The organism is Methylocystis sp. Uni0008 (genome assembly GCF_056838045.1).
Window position 1 is genome coordinate 267,923 of the sequence record NZ_JBXEJH010000002.1, and the last position, 16,901, is coordinate 284,823.

General features: G+C 59.5%; 15 protein-coding genes. 8 read left to right on the forward strand and 7 right to left on the reverse strand.

Annotation, left to right across the window (positions count from 1 at the left end):
• Positions 1–808: 808 nt before the first annotated feature.
• On the forward strand, positions 809–991 hold the full coding sequence (locus tag AC0X69_RS21150; RefSeq protein WP_482613560.1) for a hypothetical protein: 183 nt from the start codon (positions 809–811) through the stop codon (positions 989–991).
• Positions 992–1,269: 278 nt separating this feature from the next.
• Here the strand turns inward: AC0X69_RS21150 and AC0X69_RS21155 are convergent, their stop codons facing one another.
• The 3 genes from AC0X69_RS21155 to AC0X69_RS21165 form a co-directional block, all read right to left on the reverse strand.
• The gene (locus tag AC0X69_RS21155; RefSeq protein WP_482613561.1) at positions 1,270–1,476 is read right to left on the reverse strand and encodes a hypothetical protein; all 207 of its coding nucleotides are present in this window, start codon (positions 1,474–1,476) and stop codon (positions 1,270–1,272) included.
• Between the two features lies 1 nt (position 1,477).
• A complete protein-coding gene (locus tag AC0X69_RS21160; protein WP_482613563.1) occupies positions 1,478–2,020 on the reverse strand; it encodes an ATP-dependent DNA ligase in 543 nt (180 codons plus the stop codon).
• Between the two features lie 628 nt (positions 2,021–2,648).
• Positions 2,649–3,218 carry a general stress protein gene (locus AC0X69_RS21165; RefSeq protein ID WP_482613565.1) on the reverse strand — a complete coding sequence of 190 codons (570 nt, stop codon included), beginning with the start codon at positions 3,216–3,218 and terminating at the stop codon, positions 2,649–2,651.
• A gap of 1,052 nt (positions 3,219–4,270) precedes the next feature.
• On the opposite strand from AC0X69_RS21165, the gene AC0X69_RS21170 reads away from it, so the two are divergent.
• The 7 genes from AC0X69_RS21170 (at position 4,271) to AC0X69_RS21200 (ending at position 9,979) form a co-directional block, all read left to right on the forward strand.
• Positions 4,271–4,540: a hypothetical protein gene (locus AC0X69_RS21170; RefSeq protein WP_482613566.1), complete on the forward strand. Its 270-nt coding sequence runs from the start codon at positions 4,271–4,273 to the stop codon at positions 4,538–4,540.
• Positions 4,541–4,666: 126 nt separating this feature from the next.
• Positions 4,667–5,044, forward strand: a complete 378-nt coding sequence (locus tag AC0X69_RS21175; RefSeq protein WP_482613567.1) for a hypothetical protein — start codon at positions 4,667–4,669, stop codon at positions 5,042–5,044.
• Positions 5,045–5,396: 352 nt separating this feature from the next.
• Positions 5,397–7,058, forward strand: coding sequence for a TnsB C-terminal domain-containing protein (locus tag AC0X69_RS21180; RefSeq protein WP_124740569.1), 1,662 nt, complete (start codon positions 5,397–5,399; stop codon positions 7,056–7,058).
• The gene (locus tag AC0X69_RS21185) at positions 7,048–7,929 is read left to right on the forward strand and encodes a TniB family NTP-binding protein (protein WP_124740570.1); all 882 of its coding nucleotides are present in this window, start codon (positions 7,048–7,050) and stop codon (positions 7,927–7,929) included. Before AC0X69_RS21180 ends, AC0X69_RS21185 begins: the two co-directional genes overlap by 11 nt.
• Positions 7,930–7,931: 2 nt before the next feature.
• Positions 7,932–8,849 carry a TniQ family protein gene (locus tag AC0X69_RS21190; RefSeq protein ID WP_482613835.1) on the forward strand — a complete coding sequence of 306 codons (918 nt, stop codon included), beginning with the start codon at positions 7,932–7,934 and terminating at the stop codon, positions 8,847–8,849.
• Positions 8,741–9,753 (forward strand): IS630 family transposase gene (locus AC0X69_RS21195; protein ID WP_482613837.1). Its coding sequence is split into 2 segments (ribosomal slippage): positions 8,741–9,182 and positions 9,182–9,753, totalling 1,014 coding nucleotides; the frame shifts between segments, so codons are not numbered across the junction. Before AC0X69_RS21190 ends, AC0X69_RS21195 begins: the two co-directional genes overlap by 109 nt.
• A gap of 55 nt (positions 9,754–9,808) precedes the next feature.
• Entirely contained in the window at positions 9,809–9,979 is a 171-nt protein-coding gene (locus tag AC0X69_RS21200; protein WP_196391678.1) for a hypothetical protein, read from the forward strand.
• A gap of 71 nt (positions 9,980–10,050) precedes the next feature.
• On the opposite strand, the gene AC0X69_RS21205 is transcribed toward AC0X69_RS21200, so the two are convergent.
• The 4 genes from AC0X69_RS21205 to AC0X69_RS21220 all read right to left on the reverse strand — a co-directional run bounded on the left by AC0X69_RS21205 (position 10,051) and on the right by AC0X69_RS21220 (position 16,535).
• Positions 10,051–10,614, reverse strand: coding sequence for a helix-turn-helix domain-containing protein (locus tag AC0X69_RS21205; RefSeq protein ID WP_109026882.1), 564 nt, complete (start codon positions 10,612–10,614; stop codon positions 10,051–10,053).
• A 311-nt stretch (positions 10,615–10,925) separates the two neighbouring features.
• Entirely contained in the window at positions 10,926–12,212 is a 1,287-nt protein-coding gene (locus tag AC0X69_RS21210; protein ID WP_109026883.1) for a TolC family protein, read from the reverse strand.
• A gap of 86 nt (positions 12,213–12,298) precedes the next feature.
• Positions 12,299–15,442 carry an efflux RND transporter permease subunit gene (locus tag AC0X69_RS21215; RefSeq protein ID WP_109026884.1) on the reverse strand — a complete coding sequence of 1,048 codons (3,144 nt, stop codon included), beginning with the start codon at positions 15,440–15,442 and terminating at the stop codon, positions 12,299–12,301.
• A 10-nt stretch (positions 15,443–15,452) separates the two neighbouring features.
• The gene (locus tag AC0X69_RS21220) at positions 15,453–16,535 is read right to left on the reverse strand and encodes an efflux RND transporter periplasmic adaptor subunit (RefSeq protein ID WP_245435086.1); all 1,083 of its coding nucleotides are present in this window, start codon (positions 16,533–16,535) and stop codon (positions 15,453–15,455) included.
• Positions 16,536–16,901: the final 366 nt, after the last annotated feature.

A 16,901-nucleotide genomic window follows, 5' to 3' on the forward strand; every position in this document is an offset into this window, starting at 1 on the left:
GGGCGAGAGCAATGTGCGGGCGCGGCGCGGCCGTCGCTGCACGCGACCTCGAGCTCAGGGCAGAATTCAAGCCCAAGCGCGGCCAAAAAGGCGCAGCTCACGCCTACGACATCAAGAGTTGCCGAGACGAGGAGCGGATGTGGGTGGAGCAAACGCCTTATGCCCGCTTCTCCGGATGGAACCCTAGCGGCCCAAAAAGGGTGCGCGCAGGCACCGCACACGAGCCGCGACGATAAAGGCTGCGTGCGCGGCAGGCTCTCACCTCATGCCCTGCTCTTAGCCACGCGGTCGCCCGTGCGCGGGGAGAGAATAACGGGTCCTCATGCGGATTGTTCAGATATCATCGAAAGCGCCGAGGCGGTCGCCAGCAAGTCGGACGATTTGCGCAGAAGGCTGAAGCCGTGAGTTACGACCGCGCCGCGATCATGCGGGACGCCCATAAACGATTCCGAGATGGCAAACGCCTCGGGCTCGGCTGGACATTCGGGCAATGTCTGGCGATGGCGTGGAAGGCGGCGAAGAAGGTTCGACGCGAGGCTACTGGCCGGGGCATTGCGGCGTAAGCTATGAGGGATTAGGATTTCCGCAATACGCCGGCGTTGATCTACTCTTTGCCGTCGCATGAAACCCTCGGACCGTGGATGTATCGGCCGGGGGTTTTTATTTGTACCCATGATGTATCCGAACATCGTCCATGAAGGGACATTCTCGCGCTCGGTGAAGCTTGCCGGAGCCAAGAGAGCTTTTAGCTAGCGTGCTATCTCGCCGGCGTATGATCGCCGCCAGGACGACGAGAGGGAGCATAAGGATGGAAGCGCTCGATGTTTTCGATTACGCTCGTCAGTTACTCGCCGCGCATGGTGACAAGGCCGTTGCAGAGGCTGCGCAAAAAGCACACGCTATGGAAGAACAGGGCAAGAGCGATGAGGCCAAGATTTGGCGGAGCGTTGAAGCATCGCTGAAGGAAATGCTTGGGCCACACCAAAGCTGAGCAGCGCGACCGTAGATTTAACGGCGTGGCGTTTTTGTTTGCGCGCGTTCTTTCCCGCCGTCTCGAACGCGCCATATCCGCCTCACGAGATCCGAACTGAATTGAGGGGGATCGGCCATGGCGAAAAGAGAGCAACACAGCAATCGCGAACCGAAAAAGCCGAAGAAGGATAAGCCTAAGATTTCGTCTGTTTCTCTCGACTCGGTTTGGGCTACGGTGGATAAGTCCCGAACAGGAGGGGCCGCCAAAAAGTAACATTGTGCGGTCAAAGTTTCGCTTCACCGGCGCTCTCCGTCAGCGCCCGGACGATCCTCTGCGCGACGGCCTTCGAGGTCGGCGCCGGAGAGCCGATTGACGAGCCCAAGTCCGCTCGGATCTTCCTCGAAATAGACATAGGCGAGCGCCACGCCGTTCGCGTCCTCGACGGCGAAAGACTCGCCGCTCTTGCGGATACGAAGTGGCAAGGTGTAGGGCGCGGACGTCATCTCAGCGCCGATATTGCGCGGATTTGATCTTGAGCCAATTCTTCGTTCGGCCGCGAGGATAAGCCTTGTCCAGCCGCTTGGATACGATGCCCTCCAGGCCGAGCTTTTCGGCGTGTCGGAAGACCAACGGCCCGTCGCCGGCGATCGCCTGCGAAAGCATGGGGCCGGCGCGCTGTTGTTCGAGCAATTGCTCAAGTCTGCTCTTGCGCTCGCCAAACGGCAACGGCCGCAGATCCTCGCCCTCGATCTGTAGAAGATCAAAGGCGATCAGACGCGCGTCCTGCGCTGCGCGCCGCTCCAGCAATGCAGCGAAATCGCAATAGCCGTCGCTGCGCAGCACGACCGCCTCGCCGTCGATCAGCGCGCGATCGATTGGCAGCTCGGCGACGGCGTCGCGGATGGCGGGGAATCGCGCCGGCAGATCATTTCCGAAGCGCGACCATAGGCGCACGCGATCGTTGTCCTTCATGGCGAGGACGCGAAAGCCGTCGAACTTTATCTCGTGCACCCATTCCGGCCCGCTCGGGGCGTGCGCAGCGCGCACTGGCTCCGCAGGAGCGACAAAGCCGGCTGGATGCCTTTGGCGATTGCGGGCGGAAAAGTTTCGCCATTCCATGTTGGCGATGTTGGGGAGAGGTGCGCAAAGTCCAAGCGTCGCCGTTTAACGTCCCCGGAGCGCAAAAAAGCTCCGCCCGTTTTCGCGAGCGGAGCCCAAGCGCAGCCGCGCAGCAGGCCTGATGCCGCAGCAATACCGCGCCTCCCGCCCGTCGGCCAGGTTAGGTGAGTGATCGACGGACGTTCATCTCGCAAAATGGAACCGGAAACGAACGCGGCAAGCTTCGCTCTGCAGCCGCGGTCGCGGACCAGGGGCGTGAAGCTGAAAAAAGCCCGCGACCATAAAGCCGCGGGCAAGTGAGACAGAACATGCCTGCCGGTCAACAGGCGTCGGCAACATATGCGTTAATCTCTCAATGGCAAGCGTGGCGGGCCGGCCGCCGAACTGACCGCGCGCGAACCCGACGATCACGTCGCCGGATCGATAAGGCTGGCGGACCTTCAACGGAGGCGCACAGAAGCTCCAAGCACCCATTAGGCGATGCGCGGCTGCGCGGGGAAAGTCTGCCGACAAAAGAGAAAGACAGCGGCTGATCTCTCAGTCTGGATCATTAGGCCTATGCCGCCACCCTATGAACATGCACGTCGTGGCCTCCATTGTTCTGCATGGCTTGCATGGCCGCGCGTTCATGTTCTTCGGTCCGGGTTCGCGCCCACAGCAACAGCCCGCCGCGCGCTAATTGCGCCTGCACCCAATTGCGCTGACGACGTCGAATGAATGCGCCGACGCCCAGGCCAATTAGGCCGGCGGCCATACCAGCGCCAATGCCCGCAAAGATCGCCTCGGCGAAACTGCCATAGATGGTCCAAACGGCGATCGCGCCAGCAACGGCGCCGACATAGAAGAGCAGGCCTATGAGCGCAGCTTTGCCTTCGTTGAGCGACTCGGATTCGATGTAGGAAATGCGAGGAGCATCACCGCTGTCCTCGATTTCGACTGAGCCCTTCGATCCAACCTTTTCACGCGTTTTCGCGTCTTCGGTGAGCAGGCTGATTTCGGATCTGTCGAATCCGTGGGTCATCAAGTAGTCAATGGCGGACTGCAGGTTATCGAGCGAGTCGAACAGGCCTACGACTTCGGTAAATTCGCGGCGCTGTTCGAGCGCAGCCGTTTCATTCGATTCCATGGAGTTCCTCCCGAAGCTCAGTACTCTTGAATCGAAGCCGGCCTCTGTGTGCGCCTTTGCCCCCTCTAAGCGGGCATTCGCCGTGTGGCCGTTGTGTCAAATATCAGCATGCTCCCGCTTCAAGCTTTCGACAAGGCCAAGCGACACCCCAGGACAGGCTCGCATAAACGCATAAGGATATCTTTATGTACTGGTGTCAAACAACATTCACGCCGGAAATCGATACACTCGGCTCAAGAGAGTGCCAGCGCGACTATTCGCGCTCGGCGAATCAAGAGGGGCCGCCGGTTGCAAGCGGCAGCCCTAAATCCAAGGCCGCCCGGCCGGTAATGTAGGCTTTTTCGTTCGCGCCGATGGCCCTCACACTGTTGAGACACTCAACGATGGGGTATTGGGCGTTGCGCCCCGCCGGGTCGAAACACGCTTGAACCGCACATACAGAAGACGCAACATTGCTAGGGTAGCCAAACCGGCCTTGGATGCGAACAAGGCGACGATCGAACGCGTGTTCGACTTCGCTCGCTCCGGAGCTTGCAGCAGGGTCGGCGATATCGTCTCACGCCTTGATCGCGAAGGATGCAACGGGCGTCAGATCCACGGCCCCGTCCTGAAGAAGCAGCTTGCGCGCCTGATCGGAGGAGCGTGGAAAGCTGACGACCGGCGAGGCGCAATGCCCGCGGATGACCCATAAAAGGCCCGCGACCATGAAGCCGCGGGCAGTCTAAGAGGAGTCGCTTACGATAGGCGACGCCGCCCAGATAGTCATGAAGCGCGGCGAGACAAGCGTGGCAGGCCCATAATAACCGCACTGAGCGAGATGAGCACGTCGCCGAATGGATAAGGCTGGCGGATAAACTGGCGCAATCTCCGCCCGATTCGAAGGTGGATGCGGCAATGAAGGCGGCGTCCGCAGACCGCTGCCGTTGAGAAGGGCTCATAGCGCCTTATTTGACTAGAGGTGATTCCAGCCAGGCTTCCAAGCGAGACATTAGAAAAACGTGGAAGGAGCCGGTTAAGTGTGCAGGCCGTATCTTCGGCGAAGTGGTGCATTGATGCCAAACTTCATTTTTGAAATCATTCGCGCGGGGGATGATCCGCAAGTCGTCGGCGAACTGTCGTTGCCAGACTTCGCAGCGGCCTGGTGCAACGTGGAGACGCTAGCTTTCAAATTACGAAAGACTGAAAGCGAGGCATTTATTCGAGTGAAGGATTCCAAGGGGCGCATTGTTGCCTTCGCGGGTATTTGCACAGCGCTTATCTCTTATGAAAAATGTAATAGAAGGAGCTGTCCGCTGAAGCCAGCATCAGACCGCGAGCCGTAAAGACGAAGCACGGCGCCGATAAAAGGCGGACGCGCAACGATCCCTCCGAAGCGCAGGCCGCCGCGCAACACGCCCGAGGCCAGTGGTCCGCCGCAAACGAACGCGCCGGCACGATCACTCGGCAAATTGAAGAGGCGCAAGAGCGCGCTGGCGCTTCGACGGACGATCTCATCGCCGGACTGGCGAAGGGCGGCGACTGCTCTCGACGAACTGCGCAAGCAGCTCGGCGAGGCCGAAGAGGAAGCGACGAAATGGCGCCGGGCGCAGACCGTTGCCGAGGAAGCGACCGCCGTGCGGTCGAAGGCGGTCGGTCTCGCCGAGCATTACGTCGACAGCGCCGCCCGTCGCGTCGTCGGCGCTGAAATGAACATCGCCGCGCTGTTCGCCGCGATCGAAGGGCTTCGCAATGAAGCGCTCGACATGCAGGCCAAGATCGCCGCGCGGTCGATCACGCCAGCGACTTGCGCAAGCGGCTCGACGCGTTCCTCGCCGATTCTTGGCTGATCGATGCGCGGCATGATCGTCCGGCCGCGCTAGGCGGCCTCGGAGCGGGGCGACATTTCAGAGGCTTGGCGTGGTGTGGGCTCCATCCCGCCACGCGGACCGCTCGGCGGAGTCCCGACACTCCGCCGGGGGATATGCCCGACGTGATCCGCGTTGGGCGAAGGGGCCGGCGGCGCGTCGACCACGTCTGTCAGGACACATCAGAAATTGAGAAATCGGCCTGTTGAATTTCAATGCGTTACGAAACGCTGCTGATTTACGCGTATACATTTGAATTGAGAAAACGCCCGAATGATGTACAGTTGAATTGAGAATTTGCGGCTCAACCATTTCTCATGGACGCGGCCGAAAAATGAACAGCAATAATGAGAACGCGCCCTGCCCTGATGACGCCGACACGACGGGGTCCGACGACCCGCAGTGGTTAGAGGCATGTCGACGCGAGGAGGCCATCAGAGAATTGTTAGGCCGCTCCGCGGGCGACCGGCTACGAACAAGCGACGTCGAAGATGTTGCTTTGGACCTCGGGATCAGTCGCGCGACACTTTATCGCCTCGTCGCGATCTATCGCGAAACGCCCACCGTTGAGGCGCTTCAGCCGAAGCCGCGAGGCCGATCGAAAGGGGCGCTCGCTCTCGACAAATCGCGTCATAAGTTGATCCGCCAGACGATCCGGGAAGTCTATCTGAAGCCGCAGCGTCCAACGCTGACCCACCTCGTCGAACAAATCCATTTGCGTTTCGTCCAGCACGGATGGCCATTGCCAGATCGTCGAACGATCAAGACGCGCGTCGATGACATCGAGAGGCGATTGGTCGCGCGTAAACGGAAGGACAAACGCGCGATCAAAGCGACAACGCCAGTTCCGGGCGAATACAAAGCCTCCCGGCCGCTCGAGGTGGTTCAGATCGATCACACGCTCGTCGATCTCATCGTCGTTCACGAAGAGACGCGCGAACCGCTCGCACGCCCTTGGCTGACGCTGGCGATCGATGTGTTTACGCGAATGATTACGGGCTTTCATCTTTCGATGGATCCCCCTTCACGGCTTTCCGTGAGCCTCTGCGTTCTCCATGGCGTTTACGACAAGACAGCCTGGTTGCAGGAACGTGAGATCGACGCGACATGGCCAGTCGCCGGCTTGCCAGAGGCCTTTCACGTCGACAATGGCGCAGATTTCAGAAGCAAGGCTTTCATTCGCGGTTGTCGCAACGAAGGCGTCGATATCATTTGGCGCCCGCCTGGCGAACCGCATTACGGCGGTCATATCGAACGGCTGATCGGAACGATGATGGGTCAGATGCATCTTCTGCCCGGCACTTCATTTGGAAATCCGATCGAACGAGGGTCCTACGATCCGAAAAAGAATTCAGCCATGTCGTTGCGAGAGCTCGAATGCTTTCTCGGCTGGGAGATTGCGGGCGGCTATCACGACCGAATACACAGCACCTTGATGCGCTCACCATTGGCAGTCTGGCGCGAACATGAGGCGCGGATCAATCTGCGCATGCCGCATGATCGAATGGCCTTCTGGGTTTCGTTATTGCCCGAGGCGTATCGAACACTCAGGCCAGACGGCGTCTGGTTGCATGGATTGCCATACTGGTCGAACGTTTTAAGCGCCGATCTCGGAGGCGCCAAACGCGAGCTTTTAGTCAAATATGATCCCCGAGATATTTCAAGAATTTTTGTTCAGCGTCCTTCCGGGCGTTTCGTCGAAGCCCGGAGCCGCGATCTTACGTGCCCATCAATAAGTCTCCGCGAATGGAAACTACGTCGGCGCGAAACGCGAGCGCAAGCGCGCGCGGAACGCGAACCGAACCAGTGGATCACTACTGCAAAGGCCAAGCGTCGCATTGTTGACGATGCAATAAGGAAGACGGCGCAGGCCCGCCGCGACCCGCAGCCCAAAAACAAGATTTCGGTGGATGACGAAGGATTCGGCTCGCTCAAGGGCATCGACTCGCGCACTCCTTCCATTCTGGAAATCGCGGAGAAGCAGCGTGATCGATAGGGCCGCCCACGTCACGGACGAAGTTGCAAGTCTTCTCGACGCATCTAATGACGCGCGGATCCAATTTATTCGATCAAAGCCGTGGGTCCACTATCCAAAAGCAAAACATATCGTCGATTTGATTCAGGGTCTCCCGACTCACCCGCGCACGACGCGAATGCCGTCAATCGCCGTCTATGGCGACAGCGGCATGGGAAAATCGATGATCGTCGGGCGCTTCAAGCACGACCAGATGCTCGCTTTCGATGCAGCAACAGCCGACGCACGACGTAAATTTCTCGTTGTGGAGTTGGCGGGCGGGCCGGGCGAGCGGCGCCTTTATGCACAAATTCTCTCTGCACTTGGCGCCCCTTCCAATCCGCGCGCGACAATTGTCGCATTAGAGCAGACGACAATTCGACTATTGCGAGCCGTGGGCGTTCAAGTCCTGCTGATAGATGAAATTCATAATATCATCGCCGGTTCATGGCGCGAGCAGCGTGTCGTTCTGAACACGCTTCGTTTCTTGAGTAACGAGCTTCAGCTTTCGCTTGTCTGCTTCGGCATCACGGAAGCACGTGAGGCGATCAACGGCGACGTACAGCTTGCCAGACGCTTTGATGTTGTCACGTTGCCGCGCTGGAAAGCCGATGACGAGTTTCAGCAACTCGTCCTTGCCATTCTCCGCAATCTCCCGCTTCGTCAGCCGAGCATTCTGACGGCGCGCGGTCTCAAACGAATTCTTCGAGTGACTGAAGGCGTAACGTCAAAAATATTCCGCCTTGTGAATGAAGTCGCGATCCAGGCTATCGAGACAGGAACGGAACGACTAACCGACGAAGCCATTGATGATTGGAGGCCTATCAGCGAGGAGGAAGCCGCGTTCCAATGACGATGCTGATCAACGCCGCTCGGCGGCCCTTGCCGGTCGTCCTCGACCCGACGCCCGACGAACTTCTTTCATCGTGGCTTCATCGTCATGCAGCTTTCTATGGGCTCACGGAGCCCATGCTCATCTCGTGGCTAAAGCTCGAATCGAAGAAGCTGCGTAGCCTCGACTTCCGCCCAGGTCTCGGCCAGATCGCACGCATCGTAGATTCGTTTCGCACTGATCCAATGGATGTTGTCGCCATGACGCATACAGCGCTTCCAATCGAGGTCGCGGCACTGGTTGGAAGAGGCAAGCCGATTCAATTCTGTCGGACATGCTGCGAGCGACATCGCGCGGCTGACACTCCGGGAGCGGTTCTAAAAAGCTGGCTTGAGGCGTGGCGCGTTACTTGTCCTCTATGCGGTTCGCCGCTCTCAGAAATCGAGGGACCTCGTGCCGGCTGCGATACCGTCCGAAACACGAGCCCATTTGGGGACCATTGGGACGCCGCCAAAATCGGAGAGGAGCTTGTCAATCGTCACTTGCGGGGCGAGCCGACGCCGCTAGCATCCCCTATTGCGATGATGCGGCTTTTGCTGATCTTAAATCGCCCGCAGACGACGCAGCCCCCCGAAGGCTACAATAAGAGCTGGTTGCTCAACGAGATCGTTTCAGGATTTGACGCCGAAGCATTATACCAACCCGCCGTGAGTCTGACTCACCCCAGATTCCCGAATCGGCAAATGTCTGATTCTTATTGGCGAACCGAGGGAGGTTCGTCATGGCGGCAGCGGTGCGATTGCGTGATGATTTCGATGCCGAGGGACTTCGGGTGTTGGCGCGAGGCTCGAAAGACGCGCCACAAGCGCGCCGGCTTCTCGCTCTGGCGACAATCTATGATGGCGGAGCCCGCAGCGAGGCGGCAAAGATTGGTGGTGTGACGCTTCAGATCGTCCGCGACTGGGTGTTGCGCTTCAACGCACATGGCCCGAGCGGCCTCCTCGATCGCAAGGCGCCTGGCCAGCCGTCGCTCATGAAGGATGAGCATCGCACGGCGCTCCGGCGCATGGTCGATGACGGACCCACACCCGCGATCCATGGCGTCGTGCGTTGGCGGATCGTCGACCTTTGTCAATGGCTCTCGGAAGAGTTCCGCATCTCTGTCTCGGAAACGACGATGAGCCGCGAGCTCCGAAAAATGGGATATCGCAAGCTCTCCGCGCGCCCCCGCCATCACGCGCAGCGTGAAGGCGCCATCGAGGAATTCAAAAAAACTTCCCCGCACGCCTGGAGGAAATCGCCCGGGAAAAATGCGTCGATGCGCGCAACATAGAAATCTGGTTCGCGGATGAAGCGCGCATCGGTCAGAAGAACAAGATCACCCGTCGATGGGCAAAACGCGGATCGCGTCCCTCCGCCCCACGGGATCAGCGCACCGCCTCGACCTACATCTTCGGCGCCATCTCGCCGAAGGACGGAAAAGGAGCCGCTCTCATCCTGCCCAAATGCAACACCTATGCGATGAACCTCCACCTTGCCGAGATTGCGCGGAATATTGCACCCGGCGCGCATGCCGTGGTCCTGCTCGACCAGGCCGGTTGGCATATGACCGACAAGCTCAACGTTCCCCCCAACGTCACTATCATGCCGCTGCCTGCCAAATGTCCGGAACTCAACCCACAGGAAAACGTCTGGCAGTTCCTGCGTGACAATCGTCTCTCAAATCGGGTGTTCAAATCCTACGATGATATCGTCGATCACTGCTGTGATGCGTGGAACAACCTCGTCGAACAACCCTGGCGCATAATGTCCATCGGGCTGCGTGAATGGGCCTATCGGTTCTAATCACCGCGGGTTGGTATTACGCATAGCGCCGTCCATCAGCAAAGGCGCAAACGCTATGGTGCCGCTCTATTTACGCATCGCGCTACTCGCCGGTCTCGCAGTCGCCGCGAAAAACGCGGCGGATACGATTCAGCGCCTGCGCCCCTTCTGTCGCCCCGTCTATCGAAAGCGATTCGACGAGCTCGCCTACGCCGCGCTCGGGATGCCGCTGGAGTTCTCAATTTAAGCGTCAAAGCTCGAAAATGCGCGCCGAAATTCTCAAATATGATGTCAACGCGCCGCGCGAACAGGGATTTTCTAATCAAAGGATGTATCCTGACAACGTCCTCCATCGCCGCGACGAAGCTGGCGTCGGCCTGCGGGGGAATCACCCACTGCTGCTTGCGATGGGGTTTGAGAATGTTTTTTTAAGACACGACCGATCGTGCTGTCGCTCGCCGTCTCGACGATTTCGAGCTCGACGACTTTCTTTTCCAGCAGCCGCAACGTCCAGCGCGCATAGCCTTTCGGCGGCGTCGAGCAGGACAGGGCGATCAGCCTGGCTTCCTTCTCGCCGTCAAAAATCCGCGGCACGGAGGGACGCGTGTGCGGCTTGCGCGTCAAGACCGCGGCGAAGCCCTCCTCTATGAGCTGCTTGCGCACCCGATAGACCATCGACGCGCTCGTCTCCAATTGTTCGATGATCTCGCCGTCGCTCAAGCCTTCGCCCGCCTCGGAAACGTCCGCCTTCAGCAAAATTTGAGCCTTTATCAGCGTCTTCGCCCCATACTTGCCCTTGCGCAGCATGGCTTCCAGATGCGCCCGCTCCTCGCCGCTCAAGCGCACCACATACCGCTTCACGCCGACTGCTTCCCGCGCCATCTTCGCCTCCTGAAGGTCGAATCAATGGCAGTAGCGAATCAGGGATAGCCAGCCGGGGGAAGCGCCCTATTCAAATTCGCTGAAGCGACCCACTAGCAGGACCGGTACACTTTTGCGCCGCCGTAAAAATAACAGAGCAAAGCCGGTTTAGTGGTACACTTTGCGTCCGCCATTTAGAGCTGTAGGACCTTGCCACGCGACGATTATTTGCTCGTTCGCCGTCAGCACAAGTCGATAAAGGTCTGCATCGGCATCTTTCGTGAAACATCAGCGGCCTTGATGCGTAAACCACTGATTATAGGTACAAAACTCTATGGAGCGTAACCGAACGCTTGGTTGAGCCGCGAGATTGCGACGCCAACGTTGATCGCGGCGTTCGCCTGCATACGCTGGGCCTCGAGTTGGATCTGCCGCACGCGATAGAGGTCGAACGCGCTTACCTCGCCAATTCGATATGATTTGCGCGACAGTTCGAATTGTTCATCGGCGACTGAGAGTCGGTTGTTGGCGATTTCAGCGGCGCGCCGCGTAGCAGCGAGCATCACGCGCGCCGCCTTTATCTCCGCCGTTACGACGCGCTTGGCGCGATCATATTCGGCCCGGGCGCGATCCATTTCGGCTCGCGCTTCTGCGCGTCTCGGCGCATTGCGACCAGGTGTTGGCAATGGAATGCGAATGCGAACGCCAATAGTGGTCGAATCCGTGCGTTGGTTCGAGACGATTTGCGAAGGGTCGGTCGAATACTGATTGTTGTATTCGCGCCGTCCGAACACGCCGATATCGGGACTGGCGATGGGTGTCGCGTCGACGAGCCGCAGCTGGGCTTCAGCTCGTACGAGCGCTGCCCGCGGCGTTCGCAAAGCTGGATGATCTTCTATATCAGTTGCGGGACGCACCGATTCGAGCGTGCCCTCCGGGGGCGCGCCGCCAGTCAGCGCCATGTAGTTCACCCGAGCAACCTTCATGGCGCCTTCCGCCTGGGCGAGCTCCGTTTCGGCGGCGAGTGTCTCGTTCGTCGCGAGCAGCGCGTCGCTCTGGGCGGCGTCGCCGAGTTCGACGCGGCGGGTCATATCCCGGCCGATATCATGGGCTGTCATCACGCGCGTCCGGGCAACGGCGACATTTCGCGCCGCGCGACTCGCATTCCACCAGGCGTCACGCAATAGGCCCGCGACATCCAGCCGACGTAACGCGAAGCGTTGCTCAACTTCGCGAATCCCGGTCGTCACCGTCGCCTCAAAGGCGTCGCGCTGCCCCGGCAGCCATAGGGGCATGCCGGCTTCCATTTCCAGTTCATTGTAGTTGCGTAAGTTTCCGGATAGCGCACTACGCTGCGAGCCGCCGACATATGGCGATCCTGGCGTGATCGAATTCGCGGTGGCGTAGCGCGCGGAGATCGCGCGATATTGCGCTTCAAGCGACTTGCTTTGCGCATCGATAGCGACGGCCATGTCGAGATGTTGGGCTAGCACTTGATTGGATGCAGGCTTGCGGACGCGCGGCCTCTTGTCGACACGTAACGACTTGGCGCGTTTGACCCGGACCTTCTTCTTGCCCTCGAAAAGGACTTCAACGCGCAGCATTTCTTGTGCTGGCATTAATGGGGGTGTCGCCTTAGTTTCGGCGCGTAACGCGGAAGACGTATAGGCGAGAAATATTGCCGCGACAAGGATCAACCAAGAGCTCATAAACGCGCGTCCTCGCGCCAGCGAGCCGTTGGCGATCGAGTTCCACGGGCGCTCAGCTTCTGGCGTAGAAAAAGACTAAGATTAGCGGAGCGATCGTAAAGAATCGGCAGCAGCACGAGCGTCAGCACGGTCGCTGAAATCAGTCCGCCGATGACCACGACCGCGAGGGGCCGCTGGATCTCGGCGCCCGGCCCATGTGCAAACAAAAAGGGTATTAGACCGAAGGCTGCAATGGCCGCGGTGAGCATCACCGGCCGCATGCGCCGGCGCGCGCCCTCGACGACAGCTTCGCGCGTCGTGCGCGTGCCTTCCGCGACTAGCTTGTTAATGTACGAGATCAGCACAACGCCGTTGAGCACGGCGATGCCGATAAGGGCAATGAAACCGACAGACGACGGCACAGACATGAATTCTCCCGAAAGCCACAGGGCCAGAATGCCTCCAATCGCCGCAAAGGGCACATTGCAAAATACCAGCGTCGCCTGCAGCATCGAACTGAAGGTCAGATAGAGCAGGAGAAAGATCAACGCCAGCGCGATGGGCACGACGATGGCAAGACGCGCTGAGGCGCGCTGTTGGTTCTCAAACTGCCCGCCCCATTGGTAACGATAGCCCGGCGGCGTCTTCACATTTTGCCCGACCGCCTTTTTCGCCTCGTCAACGAAGCCGACGAGATCACGTTCCGACACGTTGGCGAGCACAGTCGCGAATCGGCGACCTTGTTCACGAATCACTTGGATGGGGCCGTCCTCCGCCTGCACCTGGGCAATTTGCGACAGTTCGACAACTTTTCCTTCCGAAGACACCACCGGCAGCCGCGCGAAGTCCACCGAAGAGCGGCGCGAAGTTTCGGATCCACGAATGACAAGCGGCGTGCGTATCGGTCCTTCGAGAACAATGCCAACTTGTTGTCCGTCGACCCAGACGCGCAGCGCATCCTGGATCTCCTCAGCATTGAGACCGAAGCGTCCGGCGGCAAGCCGGTCGACGCGCGCGGTGAGATAACGCATGCCATCGTTCTGCAGGCCGAAGACGTCGCGCGCGCCTTTGATCTTACGCAGAATCTCCTCCACGTCGCGTGTGAGGCGATTGAGCTCGTTGATGTCGTCACCAAAGATTTTGACAACGACATCGCCGCGCGCGCCGATGATCATCTCCTGCACGCGCATGTCGATCGGCTGCGAAAAGGCGTAAGAAATGCCTGGCGTGGAGTCGAGCACCGCGCGGATTTCGCCCATCAACCAGGCCATGCCCTTGCCGCGCCATTCGTTTGGCGGCGCGAGTGAGAGGAAGTTGTCGGTATCGTTGAGTCCGACAGGGTCGATGCCGAGTTCGTCAGCGCCGGCGCGCGCCATCATGCCCTTGACTTCGGGCACCCGACTCATGATTTCGCGTTGAATGCGCATGTCGGTCTCGGCGGTTTCTTTGACACTAACCGTTGGATGTTTGCGCACAGTGATGACTGGCGTTCCCTCGTCCATCACCGGCATGAATGTCTGGCCGATGCGGGAATAGGCGACGCCGGCGACAATAAGGCCGAAGAAGGCGATGGCGGCGACCCACGACGGCTTCGAGAGCGCGCGCAGGAGCAAGGGCTCGTAGATCGCGGCGATCTTGCGCACGAGCCAGGGCTCGTCGGAATGACCGGGCCTGAGCAGCGTGGCGCTCAGCGCTGGCACCACGGTTAGCGACAGGACGAGCGCAGAGCCGAGGGCGAATGCGATGGTGAGCGCGACGGGCGAAAACAAACGACCTTCCAACCCTTCGAGCGAGAGCAACGGAAGGAAGACGGTGACGATGATGATAACGCCAGAGACAAGCGGCGTTGCGACCTCTTTCGTCGCCTCCAGAGTCATGAAAATGCGGTCAGAGAGAGTCGCGTCATGCGCATTCGCCATGCGATGCTCGACATTCTCGACGACGACAACGGCGCAGTCGACGAGCAGGCCGATGGCGATAGCGAGGCCGCCGAGAGACATGATATTGGCGGAGAGGCCCGACAGCCGCATGATGCCGAAGGTCGCGAGCGCGGCGAGCGGCAGGATGACCGAGACGACGATCGCCGCGCGCAGATTGCCCAAGAATAGTGCAAGCAGAACCACGACGAGGACGATCGCTTCGAGTAGAACCTTTTGCACCGTCCACACCGCCTTGCCGATCAGTTCGCTGCGGTCGTAGAAGATTTCGAATCTGGCGCCCTTTGGTAGGGTCGGCTCGAGTTCGGCGAGTTTCGCCTTGACGCCACTTACGACGGTGCGCGCATCGGCGCCGCGCAGGCCAAGCACGAGGCCCCATACCGCCTCGTCCTCGCCATTGCGGACGACGACGCCGTTGCGCGCCAATGAGCCATAGCGCACTTCTGCCACGTCGCCGACACGCACGATGCCGGAGTCGTGCGCCGCGATGACGACCGAGCGAATATCGTCGAGAGAACGTAACCTCCCTTCGGCGCGCACCAGCAGCGCCTCCTCGCCGTCCCGTACGCGGCCGGCGCCGTCATTTCTGTTATTGTTTCGAAGGCTCGAATCGAGCATCTTTACTGTAACGCCGCGCGCCGCCATGGCGGAAGGCGATGGCGCGACTTCGAATGTGCGCACGAAACCGCCAAGTCTATTGAGATCAGCGACGCCAGGCAGGCCGCGGAGGGCGGGACGAATCGTCCAGTCGAAAAGCGTGCGCTGTTCCGACGGGGATAAATCACCGCCCACGATTGTGAACATCAGCATCTCGCCGAGCGGCGTCACGATCGGCGCAAGCCCGCCACTGACGCCATCGGGTAACTGATCCTGGGCTAAGGCAAGCCGCTCATTGACTTGTACGCGCGCCCAATAAATGTCGGTTCCCTCCTCGAATTCGAAAGTCAGCAACGCCACCGAATAGCGCGTGATGGAGCGCATCCGGACAAGATGAGGAATACCTTTAGCGGCGAGTTCGATCGGCGCTGTGACGCGAGCTTCCAGCTCCTCAGGCGTGAGGCCCGGCGCACGCATGGCGACCAGCACCTGTGCTGGAGCGACGTCAGGGAAAGCGTCGATTGGGAGTTTGAAATAGCTGACGGCGCCCCAGACCGCGAGTCCGAGCGCGGCGATGAGAACCAGGAGCCGTTGTCCAAGCGCAAGGCGGATCAGTTTTTCGAGCATTGTTTCCTGATTACTTCGCGGCCGCGGCGAGTTCCGCCAGCAGGGTCAATAGACCGCCTGTCGCGACGCGTTCTTCAGCTTTCAAAGACCCCTGCACGGAGGCGAATTGCGGCGTTTCGGAAACAAGGGTCACGGGTCGTGCGACGAAACCGTCCGCTGTACGCACGAACACCCAATTGTGATTCTGGTGGCTGACGACCGCATCCGCTGGAACACGCCATTGAGTGCGTGAATTGCCATTGATGTGTAGGATTGCTTGCACAGCCTGGCCAGGGCGCAGCGGGCGGCGACCAGGACGAAATTCGGCTACGGCATTTACCGATTGCGTGGGAGTATCGACTGAGCGGCCAATTCGAATGAGTTTGCCGTCGAGGCCGGCGATCGGCAGGTGCACACGGTCGACACTTTCAAGTGCTGCAGCGCGAATAATCGGTATTTGCAAATTAACCCAAATCGGATCAAGGCACGCGATCGTAACAAGGGGCGTCGAGGCTTGAACGCGCTCGCCCGTTTTGCCATGGCGCTGCAGAATGGTGCCGGCAATCGGCGCGCGCACTTGGAGGGAACTCGCGAGTGTTCGTTCGCGCTGCAATGAGGCGACGTCCTCGTCTGACATTCCGACGAGCGACAATATTTGCTTACGTTCCTCTAGCGCTGAGCGCGCCTGGATAGCTTCGGCTCGTGTGACGATTAGACGTCGCTCCGCAATGATATGTTCTTTGAACAGTTGTTCGTCGCGCCGCAGTTTCTCGGCTGCTAGATTCGCAGCTGAAAGCGCATGGAGAAAGCTTCTCTGCGCTTCGATCAGGTCCCAAGATTTCAGCGTGGCGATAGGCGCGCCCTGCTTCACATCTTCGTCAGGTACGACAAGCAATGTTTCGACGAGGCCTGCAGCCGGCGCAGCGACAACACGCATTTGCTGCGGGGGGACGGTGACGACCCCCGGCACGACTAGTTCGCCCAAACTCGACTCATGCACTACTAGCTGAGTCTCGATCCCACCCGCACGGATCTGCGCTTCGTTGAACTGAAGAACGACTTCGTGACCTGCGCCAGCGTTCGTTTCCGAACTCGCCCGGACGGGAATGGCCATTGTAAGGGCCAGGAGCAAGCGCTGAGCGCCAAGGTATCGGGCGTGATGCATTAGACCTTCTGGGGAATTAACGGATTCTGGCCATTAGGGGCAGCGAGCTGCGGCGTGTTCCGAGGGAGGTTGATTGCTGCTTACTGCATCATTCTCGATGCCAGCATGTCGGCTCGGGAGTTGCGTTATTGTCCGTTCCAGGAACGTCGGCGGATAGCGTGCGCATGCGCCATGATGACGCGTCCAACTAAGCGATTCGCTTAATTACGTCGATCAACCGTGGCGTCGAAGCTGCTGTGCGCATAGGGCTTTCACCTTATTGGGTCTGCTGTCCACATGTTCAACTCAATTGCGTCGTGCTTGGGCTCCACCGTC

Excerpts from the sequence above, each read along its gene's own strand:
- AC0X69_RS21170 (WP_482613566.1), top strand. The coding sequence starts at position 4,271 with ATGCCAAACTTCATTTTTGAAATCATTCGCGCGGGGGATGATCCGCAA.
- AC0X69_RS21220 (WP_245435086.1), bottom strand. The coding sequence starts at position 16,535 with ATGGCCATTCCCGTCCGGGCGAGTTCGGAAACGAACGCTGGCGCAGGT.
- AC0X69_RS21165 (WP_482613565.1), bottom strand. The coding sequence starts at position 3,218 with ATGGAATCGAATGAAACGGCTGCGCTCGAACAGCGCCGCGAATTTACC.
- AC0X69_RS21190 (WP_482613835.1), top strand. The coding sequence starts at position 7,932 with ATGCTGATCAACGCCGCTCGGCGGCCCTTGCCGGTCGTCCTCGACCCG.
- AC0X69_RS21180 (WP_124740569.1), top strand. The coding sequence starts at position 5,397 with ATGAACAGCAATAATGAGAACGCGCCCTGCCCTGATGACGCCGACACG.
- AC0X69_RS21210 (WP_109026883.1), bottom strand. The coding sequence starts at position 12,212 with ATGCCAGCACAAGAAATGCTGCGCGTTGAAGTCCTTTTCGAGGGCAAG.
- AC0X69_RS21155 (WP_482613561.1), bottom strand. The coding sequence starts at position 1,476 with ATGACGTCCGCGCCCTACACCTTGCCACTTCGTATCCGCAAGAGCGGC.
- AC0X69_RS21150 (WP_482613560.1), top strand. The coding sequence starts at position 809 with ATGGAAGCGCTCGATGTTTTCGATTACGCTCGTCAGTTACTCGCCGCG.
- AC0X69_RS21205 (WP_109026882.1), bottom strand. The coding sequence starts at position 10,614 with ATGGCGCGGGAAGCAGTCGGCGTGAAGCGGTATGTGGTGCGCTTGAGC.
- AC0X69_RS21200 (WP_196391678.1), top strand. The coding sequence starts at position 9,809 with ATGGTGCCGCTCTATTTACGCATCGCGCTACTCGCCGGTCTCGCAGTC.
- AC0X69_RS21215 (WP_109026884.1), bottom strand. The coding sequence starts at position 15,442 with ATGCTCGAAAAACTGATCCGCCTTGCGCTTGGACAACGGCTCCTGGTT.